Origin of the sequence: Bacillus sp. PPSBB_2 (assembly GCF_045291115.1) — a bacterium.
Taxonomy (GTDB): Bacteria; Bacillota; Bacilli; order Bacillales; family Bacillaceae_G; genus Bacillus_A; species Bacillus_A cereus.
The window spans coordinates 2,955,003-2,972,202 of the sequence record NZ_CP147983.1; the positions used below are offsets into that span (position 1 = coordinate 2,955,003).

Sequence of the window (17,200 nt, forward strand, 5' to 3'; positions counted from 1 at the left end):
CCCTTTTCACGAAACCAAGTACCTACACGTGAAAAAGTAGAAACGTGAGGAACGAAATATAAACCACAAGATACACGAAATGAAGGATATTGATGCAAAAAACGTGTTAATTTGCGTAAAGAGTCAATTTGAAATACAGTTTTCAAGAAAAAGCATTTCAGTAAGGCTTTTCTACAGATTGGTGGGCGACCTGTCACAGGCGGAACGCCTTCAATAGTTAAACTGTCTACGTATGCAAATAAAATCTGTAAAATGGATTGATTTTCATCAAATTTGGTTATCATACTAGTAAATCCGTCCTTTCTGGAGATAGTTTCGGTTACTATCATTTTTCCAGGAAAACGGATTTTTTTATGCATTCATTTTTGGATATTTATGAGTTTTGCAACACCCTCTTTGGTAAATAAAATTCGTTATTTTGTACATTTTTCTCTCAAAATACTATATAATAATTCTGAAAAGTTTAAATTACACATTTTACCATATATGTACTATGGATCACTCTCATTGCAAATATTATAATACCATAAAAATTTTTGCATTTTTTTCTTCAAATTATTATAACTAAATTGCAATATTATAATTTATTAATTAAATTAGAAAGGAGGTCCATAAAAATGAAAAATATTATCCCTGCACTATTAGTCTATTTTATTGTTTGCGTTATTTCCGTTATCATCCCAGCATCTGAAGGCTATAATTATGTCGGCTGGAAGTTATTTGTTGGGCAAGTGTATGCGATACCTATTTTCTTCATTACTGCCATAATTACATTTTATATAAACAAGAAAAAATCTTACGAATAAACGATTATAAGGATAGCTAACGCTATCCTTATTTTAATTCGTTAATCAAATTTAGAATGACCCTTGCAGTACTTTATATCCTTTCTTCTAAAAAGTCAAACGCAACTTCTGTATTTCAGCGTTTAAACGTAGCCCCTCCGAGAGCCAGCTCTCTAATTCTGAAACCGACGTAATATTTCGTTCTAAAAGTGACTGTAATTTACTCTCCAAATCATTAAACATACACAATCCTCCCGTTTTTAATTTTCTGTTTTTTAGAGATAAAAAAGGACAAGTAGCCAATCTGACTACTTGTCCTTACTGTTCATCTGTACGCAATACGATTAAGCTTGGAATGCTTCTGTTAATACTGGTACGATTTGTTTTTTACGAGATACAACACCTTTTAAAGTAGCTGTATTGTTTTCTAGTGATACGTTGTATGCTTTCTCAACAACGTTTGCTGCTTTACCGATCGCAAGACCGACAGAATCGTTAGTTAAGATATCAGTTACAACGAATAAGAATAGGTCTAAACCTTTTTCTTCTACTACTGCAGAGATTACTTTTTCAAGTTCCGCTTGGTGTACAAGAACGTCGTTTGTATCAACAGCGTTTACTTGTGCGATTTCAACTTTCGCATTACCCATTTGGAATTCTTTAGCGTCAAGAGAGATTAATTGCTCCATTGTTTTTCCGCTTAAGTCAGCACCAGCTTTTAACATTTCTAAGCCGTAGTTATCTGCATCTACACCAGCGATTTGCGCTAATTCACGAGCAGCTGCTACGTCTTGTTCTGTGCAAGTTGGAGATTTGAATAGTAAAGAATCTGAAATGATTGCAGATAACATTAAACCTGCAACTTCTTTACGAATTGTTACGCCATTTTCTTTGTACATTTTGTTTAAGATTGTAGCTGTACAGCCAACTGGCTCACAACGATAGTATATAGGATCGCTTGTTTCAAAGTTAGCAATACGGTGATGGTCAATAACTTCTAACACACGAACTGATTCGATATCGTTAGCACTTTGTTGACGCTCGTTATGGTCAACTAAAATAACGTTGTCCACTTCGCTTGCTACTGTCTCAACAAAACGCGGTCCTTCTACTTTAAAATAGTCTAACGCAAATTGAGTTTCACCGCTGATTTCGCCTAAACGTACAGGCTCAGCATTCATTCCTAATTCTTTTTTCAATTCTGCATAAGCAATTGCAGAACAAATTGCATCTGTATCTGGGTTTTTATGCCCGAAAACTAGTACTTTTTCCATGTTTTCCACCTCTTCATGAAAAGGATATCTTAAAGAAGCAAATATGACAATATTTAAAGCATATTTTTTTATAAATAATTGCACTTTCTTCTATATTTTTCATCATTTTCATAAAAAAATCATCTAAAATGAATTAGATGATCGAAATGTATGTTTCAATTAAAATAGTGTAGGAGCTTGCACTACATTGTTAAAAGCGAAATTTGAGGATAAGCCATTATTCAAAAGGTTTACATCTATAACTTGATAAAACGCATTTCCAGTGTCTGCAATTTCCCAAACAGCTAAAATAAGATGGTATCCACTACGGTCAGTTGGTACATTTGCTTCGTGCGTTACTGTTGTCCCTGGTCTAGCTCCACCGTCATTTTTCACATAGAATGGCACTAAATCTAAATCTGATCGCGTTAAAGGTTTATTTGGATTCCAACCTTTTTTCGTAATATAATATTTCCACTCTTTTGTACTATGAGGAGCCGTTAGTTTCCACTTGAATGTATTCGTCCCGCCATTTAACGTAACTTTCTTCCACCTATCTACAGTTTGAACATCTAAAGCGGGAAAATGACCAGCCCCTGCAATTTGTCCATCAGAAGGTCCTAGTTGCGGAAATCCACCTATCCCTTCTACGCTTTGTGGTTCATATTGAATCGGTCCACAATTTACATTTACCCCTTGCTTACATAAATAAGATCGGCTCGCTGGTGATTCTACATATCCATGAGCTGAAGCCTTTTCTGAAAATCCAAATGTTAATAATCCCGTAAGTAATACTCCACCACTTAAAATAACTTTCTTCATCTTTTGTAAACTATTCTTTTTCATACTTTCATCCCCTTCCGATAATAAAGCGAAAATAACTATAGTTGGCTAGTCATCTTCTCTACATTTATTATAAGACGAGAATCATTACTAAAAGAACCCTCTAAAAACTTTCTCAAATTCATTTAGTGCGTTAATTAGATTATAATTAACTATTTTAACACCGCCAGAAAAATATAGACTGTGTTAAAAATAGTTGTTTATTATTCACTTACTAATAATTAAGCACTCCCCCCGTTTGATTATACCTTAAATGTTTTTATAATAAATAACCGTAGCATCTAACCTTACCATTCGGAGAAATTGCATACCCTGGTATTGTTCCAACTTCTTGGTAGTCTAGTAATTTGTACAGTTTATTGGAAGGATCTCCTTCTCTAGTATCTAATACTAAAAGAGACCTGTTTTCTTGCTTTGCTCGTTCCTCTGCTTTTTGCATAAGCGATCGTCCAATACCGTTACGTCTAAAGTTTGGATGAGTCATTAATTTGCAAATCTCGGCTCTATGAATTCCGTTAGGCTTAGTAACTAATTGTAATTGAATACTCCCTGCTACTTCGTTGTTTATTTTAGCCACATACAATATCACTTCTGGCGCTAATACTGTTCGCCAATACTTTGTTGCGTCTTTTTGTTCCAGTGGAGGCAAAAAACCAATTGATGCCCCATCATTTACAACCATTTTTAAAAGTTTCGAAAGTTCTTCCATATCATTTTCTAGTTGCTTAATTTCTTCAATTACTAAATTTCGCATTACTTTTCCCCCTTTTGTTTCATTGTAACAATTTTTAAAGAAGGAATAATGAAATAATAAGATGAATTTATAGAAAGATATGATTTTTTGTGAAAGGATAACGATATGAAATATATATTAGATAGAACGTACGCAAAAGAATTACTCGAATGGGCATATGAACAAAACCCGGGCCCTTGGTTTGAACATTCACTACATGTTGCTCATGCAACTGAAAACATAATTATAGAACTTATAAAAAAAGGGTACAAGCTAGATGCTGACATAGCATATAATGCTGCCCTTTTGCATGATATCGGAAGATACAAAGGTTTTACCAAATCGGTTATTCATTCCTATGATGGTTATATGTATATGAATGATTTAGGGTATACAGGAAACGCTGTTATTTGTGTGACACACTCATTCCCATGCAAAAATGAACATATAAATATCGCAGCGGAGTGGAGTCTCGTTCCTGACCATATGAGAAGCCGGTTAGTTGAAATATTAAATGAACATTGTAACTACGATTTATACAATAAAGTAATTACTCTTTGTGACGCTCTTGCTGATGCGGATGGCTTTACTACGCTGGAAAGAAGATTAATTTCTGTTGGTTTGCGTCATGGTACAACATCTCATACATCTTTACATTGGAAAGGGTTTTATGCGATTAAGAAAGAATTAGAATCTTTAATCGGTAAGAGTATATACACAGTTCTTCCTGATGTAGAAAAATCTATTTATGAAGATATAGAATATTAAATTGCATACAAATTGAAAACGATAAAATTTGTATGTATGTTTCTAAAAAACTCTTTCAAAAGTGGAGGGATTTCTTATTAGTAAAATAGGATTTGACTTGATAAACCTTGAGATGAATTTTGATTTTGGATATGAAGATATAAAAGAGATTTCTATGAGATGTAAATTTTCTAACTGTTCACATACAAATGAACCAAACTGCGCGGTTAAAAGAGCTATCTCTGACGGTGCTCTTTCTGAAGAAGTAGTTAACAGTTACTATAGAGATTTTAATGAGGCACATTATGTTTCTAAACAGAAAAATAAAACAAAAGCCATTGACTATATGAAGCAATTGAAGCTTTTTACAAAACCTTAAGATTAAATAGTTGTTATTTCTCATTCCTACTAAATTTAAAATTCTCCCATTATTGTATAACCATAAATTGAACCCATCCTAGATAATTTTTATACTCAAATTTAATTTCACATAAAAAACGTTTTAAACATAAAGTTTAAAACGTTTTTTTATTCAATGCTTTTGATTTTTCAGTTCTGTTAAACACTCTTGCACTAAAGTTACCGCTTGACTCATCGCAGCTCCGCCAGCAAATGCTGCTGAAACACCACATGCTTCCAGAATCTCTTTATCCGAACATCCTTGATCAAGACAACCTTTTGTATGATAAATTGTACAATACTCATCTTGCGTTGCTAAACTAATTCCTAATGCAATAAGTTGTTTTTCTCTTTTTGTTAAAGCACCCTCTTGAAAACAAGCTTGCGTGAACGCATTATATGTCTCAGCGATTTCAGGAATTTGATTTGTAAAACTACCTATACCTTCTTTATAATGATGTAGAATATCATTTATCGAACTATGTTGCTCATGTTCCATCTTATTCCCTCCAGTCATATTATCCATACCTATTGTAGTATGCGATGAAATGGAGGCAATATACCTTCTTTTAAATTAAGAATTTTCAGTTAATTTACGTTATAATTTTAAATTATCATCTACAATAACTTTTTCTCTAGAACTTTTTCTTTCAACCTCTTTACTTCTTTCTTCCCAAAATGTTAATCCTTCAATCCCCACATTTTTAGGATTAAATACTGGATCTTTCCCTTCTTTTTTCTGCGTTTCATAGTCTTTTAACACTTTTAATGCGATTTTACTTAATAATAGAATCGCGATTAAGTTTAACCATGCCATACTACCGATTCCTAAATCTCCGAGATTCCATAAAAGCGACGCTGATTCAACACTACCGATGTAAACCATAATTAAAAATCCAAATTTTAAAACTGGTTTTAACCAGCCATACTTCAATTGACGATCTAAATAAGTAAGTGTCGTTTCAGCAATATAGTAATAAGCGAGTAACGTTGTAAATGCAAAAAAGAAAATTGCAATTGAAATAAATATTGGACCAAACCCTGTCATCACAGTTTCAACTGCTTGTTGCGTATAAATTGGACCTGCTTCCACATTTCCTATGTTTTTTACAATAGCGCTTTTCCCTTCAGGTATAACATTATACATACCTGTAATTAATATCATAAGAGCTGTCGCTGTACATACGACAATTGTATCGATATATACGGAAAACGCTTGAACTAATCCTTGTTTTGCAGGATGCGATACTTCAGCAGCAGCCGAACTATACGTTGCTTCTCCGACACCAGCAACGTTTGAAAATACAGCGCGTTTTACACCCCATGCAATAGCTGCACCAACAATTCCACCAAACATTTCATTTACACCAAATGCGCTAGAGAAAATTAAAGCAAACATACTTGGAATCTCCGTTACATTCGCAATTAATATGATACATGTAACAATTACATAACCAATTGCCATAAATGGAACAAGCATTTGAGAAACGCCAGCAATTCTCTTTACACCACCAAAAATAATTGCTGCTAGTAACACGACTAAAAATATACCAGTTATATATTTGTTAATACCATTAGAGTTTTCGAATCCAACTGCGATACTACTAGATTGAATACCTGGTAATAACATGCCATATGAAAGTGTTACAACTACCGCTACAATGACTGCAAACCATTTCATTTTTAAACCTTTCTCAATGAAATATGGAGTACCGCCGCGATATTCATTCCCTACTTTACTTTTGTATACTTGAGATAATGTTGATTCAACAAACGCACTCGCTGCCCCTAACAAAGCCATTACCCACATCCAAAATACAGCTCCAGGCCCGCCGAAAGCAATTGCTGTCGCTACCCCTGCAATATTACCAATTCCAACTCTTCCTGATAAGGCTAAACAAAATGCCTGAAAAGATGATATCCCCGTCTCTGAACTCTTTCCTTCAAATAATAGTTTAATCATCTCTTTAAAATAACGAATTTGCAAAAAGCGTGTTGCAATCGTGAAATATACGCCTGCCCCTAATGCAAAAACAACTAAACCGATACTCCACACTTGCCCTACTAACCATTCTACTAAATTCTCCATCCAAATCCCCCTTATCATTTTTTTAAAAAGCAATTTTGTATATAAGAAAACGGACAACTATTATCAAACTTTCTAGTTGTCCGCATCTTTCATTATTTCATCCCTCAATTTTTGTCAGTAAAACGCCCTATTACTTTATATTTACCCAAACACTTTTCACTTCTGTATAATTGTCAAGCGCATATGAACCTAATTCGCGGCCAATACCAGATTGTTTGTATCCACCAAATGGTGCAGCTGCATTTTCTAAGTTATAATCATTAATCCATACTGTTCCTGCTTTTAATTTATTTGCCACTTGATGACCCGTTTTGATATTTTGCGTCCATACACCCGCAGCAAGGCCATAGGATGAGTTGTTCGCTCGTTCAATTACTTCTTCTGTCGAATCAAATGGAAGTACAACAACAACTGGTCCAAATATTTCTTCCTTAACGATTGTCATATCGTCTGTAACGTCTGTGAATACAGTTGGCTTAACGAAATAACCTTTTTCAAGCGCACGTTCACCACCAGCCGCAACTGTAGCACCTTCTTTCTTCCCTTGCTCAATGTAATGTGACACACGCTCTTGTTGTTTCTTAGATACGAGTGGACCCATTTCCGTTTCTTTATCCATACCTGCTCCAAGTTTTACGTTGTTCGCCATTTTCACAAGTGCATCCACTACAGTTTCATAATGTTTACGATGAACAAACACACGTGATCCTGCGCTACAATTTTGACCGTGATTATACATAATACCTTGGAATGCACCATTAATTGCTTCTTCCAAGTCCGCATCTTCTAAAATGATATTTGGTGATTTTCCGCCAAGCTCTAACGTTACATGCTTAATCATTTCTGCAGACTGACGCATAATATACTTTCCAGTAACAGTAGATCCTGTAAAAGCAACTTTATCAATGTCATGGTGATTTACAATTGCCGTCCCTGCTTCAGGACCAAATCCTGGTACAAAGTTTACAACACCGTTTGGAAATCCAGCCTCTTTAAAGAGTTTCGCTGTATACAGTAAAGATAAAGGCGTTTGCTCTGCTGGCTTTAATACGATCGTACAACCTGTCGCCAGTGCAGCTCCCATTTTCCAAGAAGACATAACGAGCGGAAAATTCCACGGAATAATCTGACCTACAACACCCACAGGTTCATGTCTCGTGTAATTTAAGTAATCTTTTGAAATTGGTATGGTTTGCCCAATAATTTTTGTAGCCCATCCTGCGTAATAACGATAATTTTCTACAGTCGCTGAAATATCATCATCAAGTGCTACTTGATATGGCTTTCCATTATCTAAAGCTTCTAGTTGCGCTAATTCTTCTCTATGTTCTTCAATTAAATCTGCTAATTTATAAATAAGATGCGCTCTTTCAGCAGTAGTCATTTCTGCCCACGGACCAGATTCAAATGCAGATCTTGCCGCTTTTACTGCAGCATCAATATCCTCTTCTTGCGCTTCACATACGACAGCTAGAACATCTTCTGTAGCCGGATTATACGTTTCAAACGTCTTTCCGCCAATAGCAGAAACAAATTCGCCATTAATAAACATTTTAATTTCTTCATTTAAGAACGCTTCCACTTTTGGTTTCAGCTCAATATTTGTCTTTAACATTATGTTCTCCTCCTTATTTAAACAGCTGCATGAGCTGCAATATTTGATAAAATCATTTGAAGCTTTTGATCTTCGTCAGCAGTTAACCCTAGTCTTGGATAGCGAGAAGGTCCTCCGGCTTGCCCATGTAATTCCATAGAACGTTTAACGATTTGAACATATTTCCCTGATCCTTCAAGAAACTCGCAAAGTGGTAAAATAGCATCGTTTATTTCCCACGCCTTTTCTAATTCACCATTTTGAAAATGCTCATACATTTTTGTAACGAGACCGGGAACGATATTTCCTGCTACTGAAACCCATCCCGAGGCACCAACTAAATATGATTCCATAACTAAATCTTCAGAACCACAGAAGACTTGGAAAGCCCCTTCACTTTGTCTTACTAAATCTCTTGCTTTTCGAATATCTCCGCTAGATTCTTTAATATGTGTAACATTTTCACACTCTTTTCCAATACGGAGCATTAGCTCTGTACTCATATCGACACCAGAAGTAAATGGGTTATTGTATAGCATAATTGGTATATTTACAGAGTTTGAGATTTCTTTAAAATGAAAATAAATCTCCTCTTCCTTCGGTTTACAATAGTAAGAGTTTATAATTAATGCACAATCCGCTCCGTGCGCTTCTGCATGTTTCGTATATTCAATTGTTTCTTTTGTGGTCTCTGCTGCAGTTCCAACAATGACTGGAATACGGCCATCAATTTCTTTCAACACAGTTTCTACCATTTTAAATCGTTCTTCTTTTGATAAACTTACAAACTCTCCTGTACTTCCATTAATGATAATACCTGCAACCTTTTGTTCGATAAAGTAATTTACATTTTGTTTTACCCCATCCCAATTAATTTCCTGAAATTCATCCATCGGTGTTATTAATACTGGAAATGCCCCTTTAATTTTTTGCATATTTATCTCTCCCTATCACATTTTATTTTAATAAGAATCCTGCTGGAAACGGATCCGTAGGGTCTAATAGAAACGTCTGCATCCCTGTAATAAATCCTCTACTTTCAAAACGGAAAATGTATCCTAGTTCCTCCTTCTTCACTTTTTCCACAGTTATAAAACTATTAAATATACTTTCATTTTTAAAAGGTTTATCCGCCATATAATCATTTTTAAATAATGCATGAACATAGGAAACGATAGTAGAAACAAAACCTGGCGAACGTACGATAAAGTTATCTTCATGAAATGTAATCGACTTTATATGGTTCTTTTCATTTTGCGAAGGATCTACTAAAATAAGCCTTTTTATTAGCGACTGTTTTTGTATAGCCTGCAGTGTAGCTTCTCCCCATCTTTTCAATTCTGAAATGTTTTCAACACGAATTTCTGGCGAATACGCACCTTTTTCTACAACTGCATATACTTTATCTGCTTGTATGAGAGAATAACTTACATTACCAACCTGTAAATTTTCCTCAATCAAATAGCAAAGTTTGCTTTCAAACGAAACAGATATAACTTCATCATTCTCTACATACGCATGAACTAAAAATATTCCAGATAACGTTTCAATTTTGTATTGATTGGACTCTCTCTTTTTTAAATACCCACTTTCGAGTAACATCGTTATTACCGCAACAATGCCCCCATAATGAAGCGGAATCGAACCTTCATGATTAAAAAATAATACAGCTGCATCCACTTCATTATGGATAGATGGAACGACAATACACCCATTCAAACCGATAAAACCACGTGGTTCATTTAATAAAAGCTTCATCTCTTCTGCTAATTCACCTGAAAATTGTTCATTTAATTGCTCCAAACTGTAGTAGTATTTGCACGGTACGTCTTTCATTACACGAAATGCCTCGCCATTTACATGTACGTCTACTGCTGTATACATTTTTTGAATGTTCATTTTATATCCTCCGTTTCATGTTCCATCGGCGGAATTAGCAAAAATCCTTCTTTGAGTGGATCCATTTCATTGTAAAAAAATTTATGCATACCCATAAGCCAAGCTGATCCCGTAATTTTCGTTATGACAGCTTCAATATTTTCAACATGTGTCGTATTCACGACATATCCTTTAAATAAAGAACCAACGATACTCTCATGAATGAACTCTTCACCAATTTTGATTTCTTTCTGAGCGTATAATACAGCTAGCTTCGCAGATGTTCCTGTACCGCATGGGGATCGATCTATTCCGCCTGGTGGTACAACAACTGTATTTTTCACATGCGCACATTCATGAGTAGCATCTGTATAAAATTCAACATGTGTTAATCCTCTAATAAACGAATACTCTGGATGAATGATTTCAAACTTCTCATTAATTGTGTTTCTTATATGAATCGCCTTATCGATGATTGTAGATGCATTTTCTGGTATTAATTTTAGGCCTACTGACTTCGCATCAATAATGGCATAAAAATTCCCTCCATACGCAATATCAGCCTCTATAGTCCCAATGTCTTTCACTTGTACAGTAATATTTTTCAATAAAAAAGCTGGTATGTTACAGAAAGATACTTCTTTTGCTTTTCCATCTTGAACAGCAATATCTACTTCCACTAAGCCAGCCGGTGTATCTAGTTTTAAAGAAGTAATCGGTTCAACTACCGGAATTAAACCTGATTCAACTAACGCTGTACATACACCGATTGTATCGTGACCACACATCGGTAAATATCCACCTGTCTCTATGTATATAACACCTATATCAGCCTCAGGATGACACGGGTCTGTTAATAATGCTCCTGACATTACATCATGACCACGCGGTTCATTCATTAACAATTTTCGAATCCAATCATACTCCTTTTTCATATGTAACATCTTCTCTGCCATCGTCTCTCCAATCAACTTTGGAAGTCCACTAATTAATGTCCTCGTTGGATTCCCGCCCGTATGTGTATCAATCGTCGTAAAGACTCTTTGTGACCTCATCTGTTTAACACCCTTTCTGTAAAACGACTCAAACGAAGTGGTTCAATAGGAATAATTGTCTCTTTTTCATTTAATAACTCTTCAATTACTTTTCCAGTAACTGCTGCAAGACTAATCCCATCACCTTCATGTCCAGCGGCAATGAAATAATTCGGAATATGTTCCACTCGTGAAATAATCGGTAAATGATCTTCTGTCCACGGACGTAAACCAGCGTAAGAACGAATTACCATCATATCTGCCATTTTCGGATAAAAGCGAATTGCTCTATTTGCGATACATTTAATGACTTCATTATTTATCCTCGTATGAAATCCTACAAATTCACGACTACTACCAATTAAGAAATTTTGACTTTCAGTAGGCTCAAATACGAGCGCAACCCCGTATTTTTCAGTTAAAGCATCTACTTTTCGTTTTCCGCCAAATTTAGAAATTAAATAACCGAATTCCATTACTTTACGGCATCCTACGTGTTGTTGCCTTGAAGCTACAATAATATGCCCTTTTCTCGGTTCAATTGGTATATTTATATTTAACATCTGACCAATCTTAGGAGCCCACACACCGGCTGCATTTACAACTTGTTGTGCTGTAAAAGTTCCATTCGTAGTTTCTACAACAAATGAACCATCCGTCTCTATTTCCATACTCTTTACTTCCGTCTGCTTAAAAGCTTTTGCGCCAAACTTTTGTGCCTCTGACAGAAGCGAGAAAGCAAGGAGATATGGATTCACAGTTGAATCCGTCGCACATTCTAAACCGCCTAATAAATCCTCAGCAAAAAAAGGCGACTCTTCCCTTATATCTTGCCTATCAAGCATTCGAAACGGTAATCCAGCTTCTTTTTGCCGATTTACCCATTGCTGCGCAGCTTCCATCTCTTCGTCTGACTCACATACGAGAATACTTCCTGGTGCCCTATATTCAAATGAATGCTCTAATTCTTCACTTAAATCAGTTACTAATTTTTGACTTACTAAAGACATTTGACTATCAAATCCTGGGTCTTTATCAATGGCCAAAATATTCCCATCACACCGTGAAGACGTCCCGCTGACAAATTCCCCTTTTTCAATGATTGTTACGTCTCTTCCGTATTTTGAAGTGTAATAAGCGATAGAACACCCTATTATTCCACCACCTATAATTAAAACGTCGCAGTGCCTCACAATATACTCCTCCTTTCCCTAAACCTCTCACTTTCTTTTATGCAATTGACGTGCCAATTTTTCATATATACAATTTCCATAAACAATATTTTTATTTGTAAAAATAATTTAAATTTACAGTAAATAGGTGTATTATTTTTTTATCACTGTCAAAATTTTTATACATAACAGGAGGGCATTATGGCATTTTCATTTCCGACTATACAAGAGTTTTTGGAACGTGTTTTAATCGATCATACATGTAGCCTTAATCACATTAAGCAAGTAAACGAAAGGTTTTATTATCTCCCTTCTACTACAGATGAATATAATTGCGCCATTATTTATGTAGATGACTCATTCACTGCACTAATTGACGCTTTTTCTTATGAATTAGCTGTTATCATCCTTAACGAAAACGATGAGCCGATATGCTGTATAACTTCTCAGCAAATGATTCCATTTCTTTATAAGTCCTACAATGAACTACAGTCATTTTATGACACCGTAATACAAACAACTGACTCTTCTGTTACAGTCATTGATAGTAAAGAATGCGTTCGAACTTGGACAGATGGTGCTGAAAAAATATTTTCAGTCAACCATAATGAAATTATTGGGCAACCGATTACTCATTTTTTTGATTATAAAGACTTGGAAATTTTACAATCTTTACATGATGGAAAAAGCATAGTCGCTCAGTTCCATCAGCCTCGTCCCGATTTATTCGTATTAATTAATTCAAATCCAGTTTATTGTAATGATGAAATTATAGGAGCAGTCGTTTCAGAAACAGATGTTACAAATCAAGTCGCTTTAAATGAAAAACTATTTAATATGTCACATGAAATGCACCGTTTAGAACAAGAAGTGGCAAAGTATAAAGATGAATCCGATCCATTCCTTGCGATGAATGGGAAAAGTCCTGTTATACAAAGAACGATACAATTAGCTAGAAAAGTTTGTTCGGTAAAATCAACTGTTTTAATACTTGGGGAAAGCGGAGTTGGAAAAGAAGTATTTGCGAAAGCAATTCATGAAGCAAGTGAGGCAGCGAAGGCGCCTTTCATTTCGATTAACTGCGGGGCAATTCCAGAAGCGTTATTTGAAAGTGAATTATTCGGTTACGAGCGTGGGGCGTTTTCTGGAGCAAATAGTAAAGGAAAAAAAGGTAAAATTGAACTCGCGCAAGGCGGTACTTTATTTCTTGATGAAATAGGTGAAATGCCACTTGATATGCAAGTAAAACTGTTACGTGTACTGCAAGAGCGAAAGTATTACCGAGTTGGTGGTGAAAAAGAAATTAATATTGATTTCCGTATTATCGCTGCTACAAATCGTGATTTACAAGAAGAAATGAGAAAAGGAACTTTCCGAGAAGATTTATATTACCGCTTAAATGTAGTTAGTTTGCAGATTCCACCGCTGCGCGAAAGACGCGAGGATATTATTGAATTAACCTATTCTTTCTTAAACGATTTTTCAATCAACTACAACAGACCAATTCGTGACCTACCTTCAAGCATTATGCATGAACTGCTTCATTACAATTGGCCAGGTAATATTCGCGAACTTCGAAACGTTGTTGAACGGCTTGTGGTATTCGCAACAGACGGAATTATAAAACAAGAATATTTACCATTTCATACGACTGAAACTTTAGACAACCATACAGCTCATTCCCTATTACTCAGCAACAATAATACAATCCTTTCTTTACAAGAAGAGATGGATGAGCATGAGAAAAAAGTTATTGAAAGGGCTTTACGAATTTTAAATGGGAATAAATTAGAATGCGCAAAACAACTTGGTGTAACAAGGGCTACTTTATATAACCGTTTAAAGAAACTTGGACTTCAATAAAGAATCAGTATGCACCGATCAGGCGTTTACAGGTAGCCCTCTCTCCCTCCTCTATATTGGCATGATTTTTGCATGTATAATTTGTGAAAATCGAACTAGAGGAGGAATACACATGACAAATAAAAACAACTTAATCGTTTGTCGTTGTGAAGAGGTTACATATGGGCAACTTCAATCGACAATTGCTGAATATAACTGCTCGGCAAGAGAATTAAAATTAAGAACACGTGCTGGCATGGGATTTTGCGGTGGTCGCACATGCAGAATAATGATAGATCGAATGATTGAAAATGTGAATCCTGACGTAACTCTTAATGAACTACCGTTAAAATATCAACCACCAATACGTGCAGTTACTTTTGGATCAGTAGGTGAAAGTAAATGAGTAGAATTACACATCACCCTATTTTAGGTACTTTACAAAGTAGTGAGCGTATTACCTTTCAATTTAACGGTCATCAATACGAAGCATATGAACATGAAACGATAGCTGCTGCCCTGTTAGCAAATGAAATAAGGACATTAAGAGTTCATGAAGATAGCGGAACACCGCGAGGTATTTATTGTAATATCGGGCACTGTTCCGAATGCCGCGTGACAGTAAATAATCAAACAAATGTACGCGCATGCTTAACTGTTGTAGAAGAAAACATGGTTGTTGAAAGCGGGAAACAGCATCCGAATATCGTGAGAGAGATGGTGAAAAAGCGATGAGTGATGTAATTATTATAGGTGCAGGGCCAGCGGGATTATCTGCTTCTATCTCTTGTGCTCGTTTCGGACTAAAAGTGCTCGTTATTGATGAATTTATGAAGCCGGGCGGGAGATTGTTAGGACAGTTGCATCAAGAGCCTACTGGAGAATGGTGGAACGGAATAGAAGAATCGAAGCGACTTCATGAAGAAGCAGAATCACTTTCAGTACATATCAGGTGCGGTGTTTCGGTCTATAATTTAGATAGAGATGAAAACAATTGGTTTGTACATACTAATATCGGTACGTTAGAAGCACCTTTCGTACTACTTGCTACTGGAGCTGCGGAATATTCTATTCCCCTTCCTGGCTGGACACTTCCAGGAGTGATGTCAATTGGAGCAGCTCAAGTTATGACAAATGTTCATCGCGTGCAAGTTGGAAAAAAAGGAATTATTATTGGTGCTAACATTTTGTCTTTCGCCATTTTAAGTGAATTGCAATTAGCGGGAATTACAGTGGATCATATTGTACTCCCTGAGAAAAGCGAGTTAAGTCAAAAAGCTGGTGAACCTGAAGAAGTTTTAAACTCTCTTTTAAATGCAGCTCACCTCGCTCCTTCTGCTTTCTTGCGAATAGGTAGCCACTTTATGAAATTTGATTGGATTCGAAAAGCTGGATTAACATTCTATCCAAACAACGGAATGAAAATAAACGGAACGCCACTTCACCTTCGGAAAGCAGCTCTTGAAATTATCGGAACAGATCAAGTTGAAGGTGTACGTATTGCTAATATTGACTCTAAAGGAAATGTTATTAATGGAACAGAGAAAATATACGAAGCAGATTTTGTATGTATTGCCGGGGGATTATACCCACTTGCCGAACTTGCAGCTGTAGCTGGTTGTCCCTTCCATTACATTTCAGAATTAGGTGGACACGTTCCTCTCCATTCTGAAGCAATGGAAACCCCTCTTCCCGGTTTATTTGTAGCCGGCAATATTACAGGCATTGAAAGCGGAAAAATTGCGATGACGCAAGGAACAGTTGCAGGTCTATCTATTGCTAAATATGCAAGTAAAAAACCTGATATAGTCGACCAACAATTATCTCACGCCATTCAAAACGTTCACTCTGTTCGTCAAAAAGCTGCAATTCAGTTTAATCCTATGGTAGATATCGGTAGACGAAAAATGAATGAAATTTGGCGTGATTATTCTTCTACATATGCACATACTAAAAAGAGCTGTTGAGATTATTCTCAACAGCTCTTTTTTCTAGTCATCTGAGTTATTAAATTTCGCTAATGCGTAAATGCCTTCTTCATCATCTAATTCAAGTTGTAATCTCGCTGCGAATGGATTGACATTATATTCTCTGTCAAGCAATAAGCGTAAAGCTTCGATTAAGTTTGCTTGAATTAAAATTTGCTGGCGACCATTTACCTCTACTTCCGCAGAGAAACCGTAGTCGTCATCATACATGAGTTCAACTAACACTTCTTCTGGACCCACTTGTCTTTTTTCAGCTATATATACGCAAAGCGCATTTATAAGCTCTTGTTCAGAAATTTTTATTGTTTCCATGCTACTTCATCTGCTTTCTTCTTACGTTGGTCTTTGAAGTATTTAAATGCACGAACTGCTAACATTACGATACCAGCCATTACTAACATATTTACCATAAACGCTAATACAGAACCAAGAGCTCCCATATTTGCAAATAAGCTACCCATTAGTAAACCACCAAGACCACCTAGTAATAAACCTTTCATAAAGCTTCCTTTATTACTTTTTGGTGCCGTGTTTGTTGCTTTCGTTTTTGAATCTGGAGTCGTTTTTTGAGAATTTACATTTGAGTCTTTTTTGTTTAAATCAACTTTTGACTTTTGACCTGAACTTGGTGTAAATGATTTTTTACCAGATTTGTAACTTTTCGCTGCTGCATGATCTACGAACATAAAGCTGCTAGCCCCAAAGATAACCATGAATGCTGTCATTACTGCTACAAGTTTTTTCAACATATTATATCCATTCTCCTTTTATATAGATATATGTGAAATCTATCTTTCTAGTAAATTCAGAATGATAGATTTGTTTTTAAGAACATTTTAAAGG

Annotated in this window: 19 protein-coding genes and 1 pseudogene; 7 read left to right on the forward strand and 13 right to left on the reverse strand. The window is 35.7% G+C overall.

Going from position 1 to position 17,200, the window contains the following annotated elements; translation table 11 throughout:
* Positions 1 to 284 (reverse strand): transposase (locus tag V6946_RS14790; protein ID WP_406622057.1); only part of this gene is annotated, 284 nt, incomplete at its 3' end.
* A 333-nt stretch (positions 285 to 617) separates the two neighbouring features.
* Between V6946_RS14790 and V6946_RS14795 the strand changes: the two genes are divergently transcribed.
* Positions 618 to 806, forward strand: coding sequence for a DUF4017 family protein (locus V6946_RS14795; RefSeq protein ID WP_000789485.1), 189 nt, complete (start codon positions 618 to 620; stop codon positions 804 to 806).
* A gap of 323 nt (positions 807 to 1,129) precedes the next feature.
* On the opposite strand, the gene ppaC is transcribed toward V6946_RS14795, so the two are convergent.
* The 3 genes and pseudogenes from ppaC to V6946_RS14810 form a co-directional block, all read right to left on the reverse strand.
* Positions 1,130 to 2,059 (reverse strand): manganese-dependent inorganic pyrophosphatase, encoded by a 930-nt coding sequence (gene ppaC / locus V6946_RS14800; RefSeq protein ID WP_000416873.1) that lies wholly within the window; start codon positions 2,057 to 2,059, stop codon positions 1,130 to 1,132.
* A gap of 159 nt (positions 2,060 to 2,218) precedes the next feature.
* Positions 2,219 to 2,884 (reverse strand): lytic polysaccharide monooxygenase, encoded by a 666-nt coding sequence (locus tag V6946_RS14805; RefSeq protein ID WP_000742279.1) that lies wholly within the window; start codon positions 2,882 to 2,884, stop codon positions 2,219 to 2,221.
* A 246-nt stretch (positions 2,885 to 3,130) separates the two neighbouring features.
* Positions 3,131 to 3,635: pseudogene (locus V6946_RS14810) on the reverse strand (N-acetyltransferase family protein).
* 105 nt (positions 3,636 to 3,740) lie between these two features.
* On the opposite strand from V6946_RS14810, the gene V6946_RS14815 reads away from it, so the two are divergent.
* Both V6946_RS14815 and V6946_RS14820 read left to right on the forward strand, forming a co-directional pair.
* Positions 3,741 to 4,382, forward strand: coding sequence for an HD domain-containing protein (locus V6946_RS14815; protein ID WP_006920616.1), 642 nt, complete (start codon positions 3,741 to 3,743; stop codon positions 4,380 to 4,382).
* Positions 4,383 to 4,443: 61 nt separating this feature from the next.
* On the forward strand, positions 4,444 to 4,740 hold the full coding sequence (locus V6946_RS14820) for a hypothetical protein (protein WP_080120270.1): 297 nt from the start codon (positions 4,444 to 4,446) through the stop codon (positions 4,738 to 4,740).
* A gap of 153 nt (positions 4,741 to 4,893) precedes the next feature.
* Here V6946_RS14820 and V6946_RS14825 read toward each other — a convergent pair whose 3' ends face one another.
* From V6946_RS14825 to V6946_RS14855, 7 genes are all read right to left on the reverse strand, one after another.
* The gene (locus V6946_RS14825; protein ID WP_001999958.1) at positions 4,894 to 5,286 is read right to left on the reverse strand and encodes a carboxymuconolactone decarboxylase family protein; all 393 of its coding nucleotides are present in this window, start codon (positions 5,284 to 5,286) and stop codon (positions 4,894 to 4,896) included.
* 72 nt (positions 5,287 to 5,358) lie between these two features.
* The gene (locus tag V6946_RS14830; RefSeq protein ID WP_006920613.1) at positions 5,359 to 6,849 is read right to left on the reverse strand and encodes a sodium:alanine symporter family protein; all 1,491 of its coding nucleotides are present in this window, start codon (positions 6,847 to 6,849) and stop codon (positions 5,359 to 5,361) included.
* 130 nt (positions 6,850 to 6,979) lie between these two features.
* Positions 6,980 to 8,464 carry an aldehyde dehydrogenase family protein gene (locus V6946_RS14835; protein WP_366981915.1) on the reverse strand — a complete coding sequence of 495 codons (1,485 nt, stop codon included), beginning with the start codon at positions 8,462 to 8,464 and terminating at the stop codon, positions 6,980 to 6,982.
* Positions 8,465 to 8,481: 17 nt separating this feature from the next.
* Entirely contained in the window at positions 8,482 to 9,378 is an 897-nt protein-coding gene (gene dapA / locus V6946_RS14840) for a 4-hydroxy-tetrahydrodipicolinate synthase (protein ID WP_001169448.1), read from the reverse strand.
* Between the two features lie 22 nt (positions 9,379 to 9,400).
* Complete coding sequence (locus V6946_RS14845) at positions 9,401 to 10,342, reverse strand: proline racemase family protein (protein ID WP_006920612.1); 942 nt, start codon at positions 10,340 to 10,342, stop codon at positions 9,401 to 9,403.
* Positions 10,339 to 11,376 (reverse strand): proline racemase family protein, encoded by a 1,038-nt coding sequence (locus tag V6946_RS14850; RefSeq protein WP_366981914.1) that lies wholly within the window; start codon positions 11,374 to 11,376, stop codon positions 10,339 to 10,341. Before V6946_RS14850 ends, V6946_RS14845 begins: the two co-directional genes overlap by 4 nt.
* The gene (locus V6946_RS14855) at positions 11,373 to 12,548 is read right to left on the reverse strand and encodes an FAD-binding oxidoreductase (RefSeq protein WP_001215265.1); all 1,176 of its coding nucleotides are present in this window, start codon (positions 12,546 to 12,548) and stop codon (positions 11,373 to 11,375) included. The genes V6946_RS14850 and V6946_RS14855 overlap by 4 nt, the downstream gene beginning before the upstream one ends.
* Before the next feature lie 180 nt (positions 12,549 to 12,728).
* Between V6946_RS14855 and V6946_RS14860 the strand changes: the two genes are divergently transcribed.
* From V6946_RS14860 to V6946_RS14875, 4 genes are all read left to right on the forward strand, one after another.
* On the forward strand, positions 12,729 to 14,390 hold the full coding sequence (locus V6946_RS14860; protein ID WP_000885731.1) for a sigma-54-dependent Fis family transcriptional regulator: 1,662 nt from the start codon (positions 12,729 to 12,731) through the stop codon (positions 14,388 to 14,390).
* A 112-nt stretch (positions 14,391 to 14,502) separates the two neighbouring features.
* Positions 14,503 to 14,775, forward strand: a complete 273-nt coding sequence (locus tag V6946_RS14865) for a (2Fe-2S)-binding protein (protein WP_000182620.1) — start codon at positions 14,503 to 14,505, stop codon at positions 14,773 to 14,775.
* Positions 14,772 to 15,104: a (2Fe-2S)-binding protein gene (locus tag V6946_RS14870; protein ID WP_000087063.1), complete on the forward strand. Its 333-nt coding sequence runs from the start codon at positions 14,772 to 14,774 to the stop codon at positions 15,102 to 15,104. Before V6946_RS14865 ends, V6946_RS14870 begins: the two co-directional genes overlap by 4 nt.
* The gene (locus V6946_RS14875; RefSeq protein WP_001286091.1) at positions 15,101 to 16,336 is read left to right on the forward strand and encodes an NAD(P)/FAD-dependent oxidoreductase; all 1,236 of its coding nucleotides are present in this window, start codon (positions 15,101 to 15,103) and stop codon (positions 16,334 to 16,336) included. The genes V6946_RS14870 and V6946_RS14875 overlap by 4 nt, the downstream gene beginning before the upstream one ends.
* A 24-nt stretch (positions 16,337 to 16,360) precedes the next feature.
* On the opposite strand, the gene V6946_RS14880 is transcribed toward V6946_RS14875, so the two are convergent.
* Both V6946_RS14880 and V6946_RS14885 read right to left on the reverse strand, forming a co-directional pair.
* Positions 16,361 to 16,669 carry a YxcD family protein gene (locus tag V6946_RS14880; RefSeq protein ID WP_000447758.1) on the reverse strand — a complete coding sequence of 103 codons (309 nt, stop codon included), beginning with the start codon at positions 16,667 to 16,669 and terminating at the stop codon, positions 16,361 to 16,363.
* Positions 16,657 to 17,106 carry a hypothetical protein gene (locus tag V6946_RS14885; RefSeq protein WP_000914478.1) on the reverse strand — a complete coding sequence of 150 codons (450 nt, stop codon included), beginning with the start codon at positions 17,104 to 17,106 and terminating at the stop codon, positions 16,657 to 16,659. Before V6946_RS14885 ends, V6946_RS14880 begins: the two co-directional genes overlap by 13 nt.
* Positions 17,107 to 17,200 lie beyond the last annotated feature (94 nt).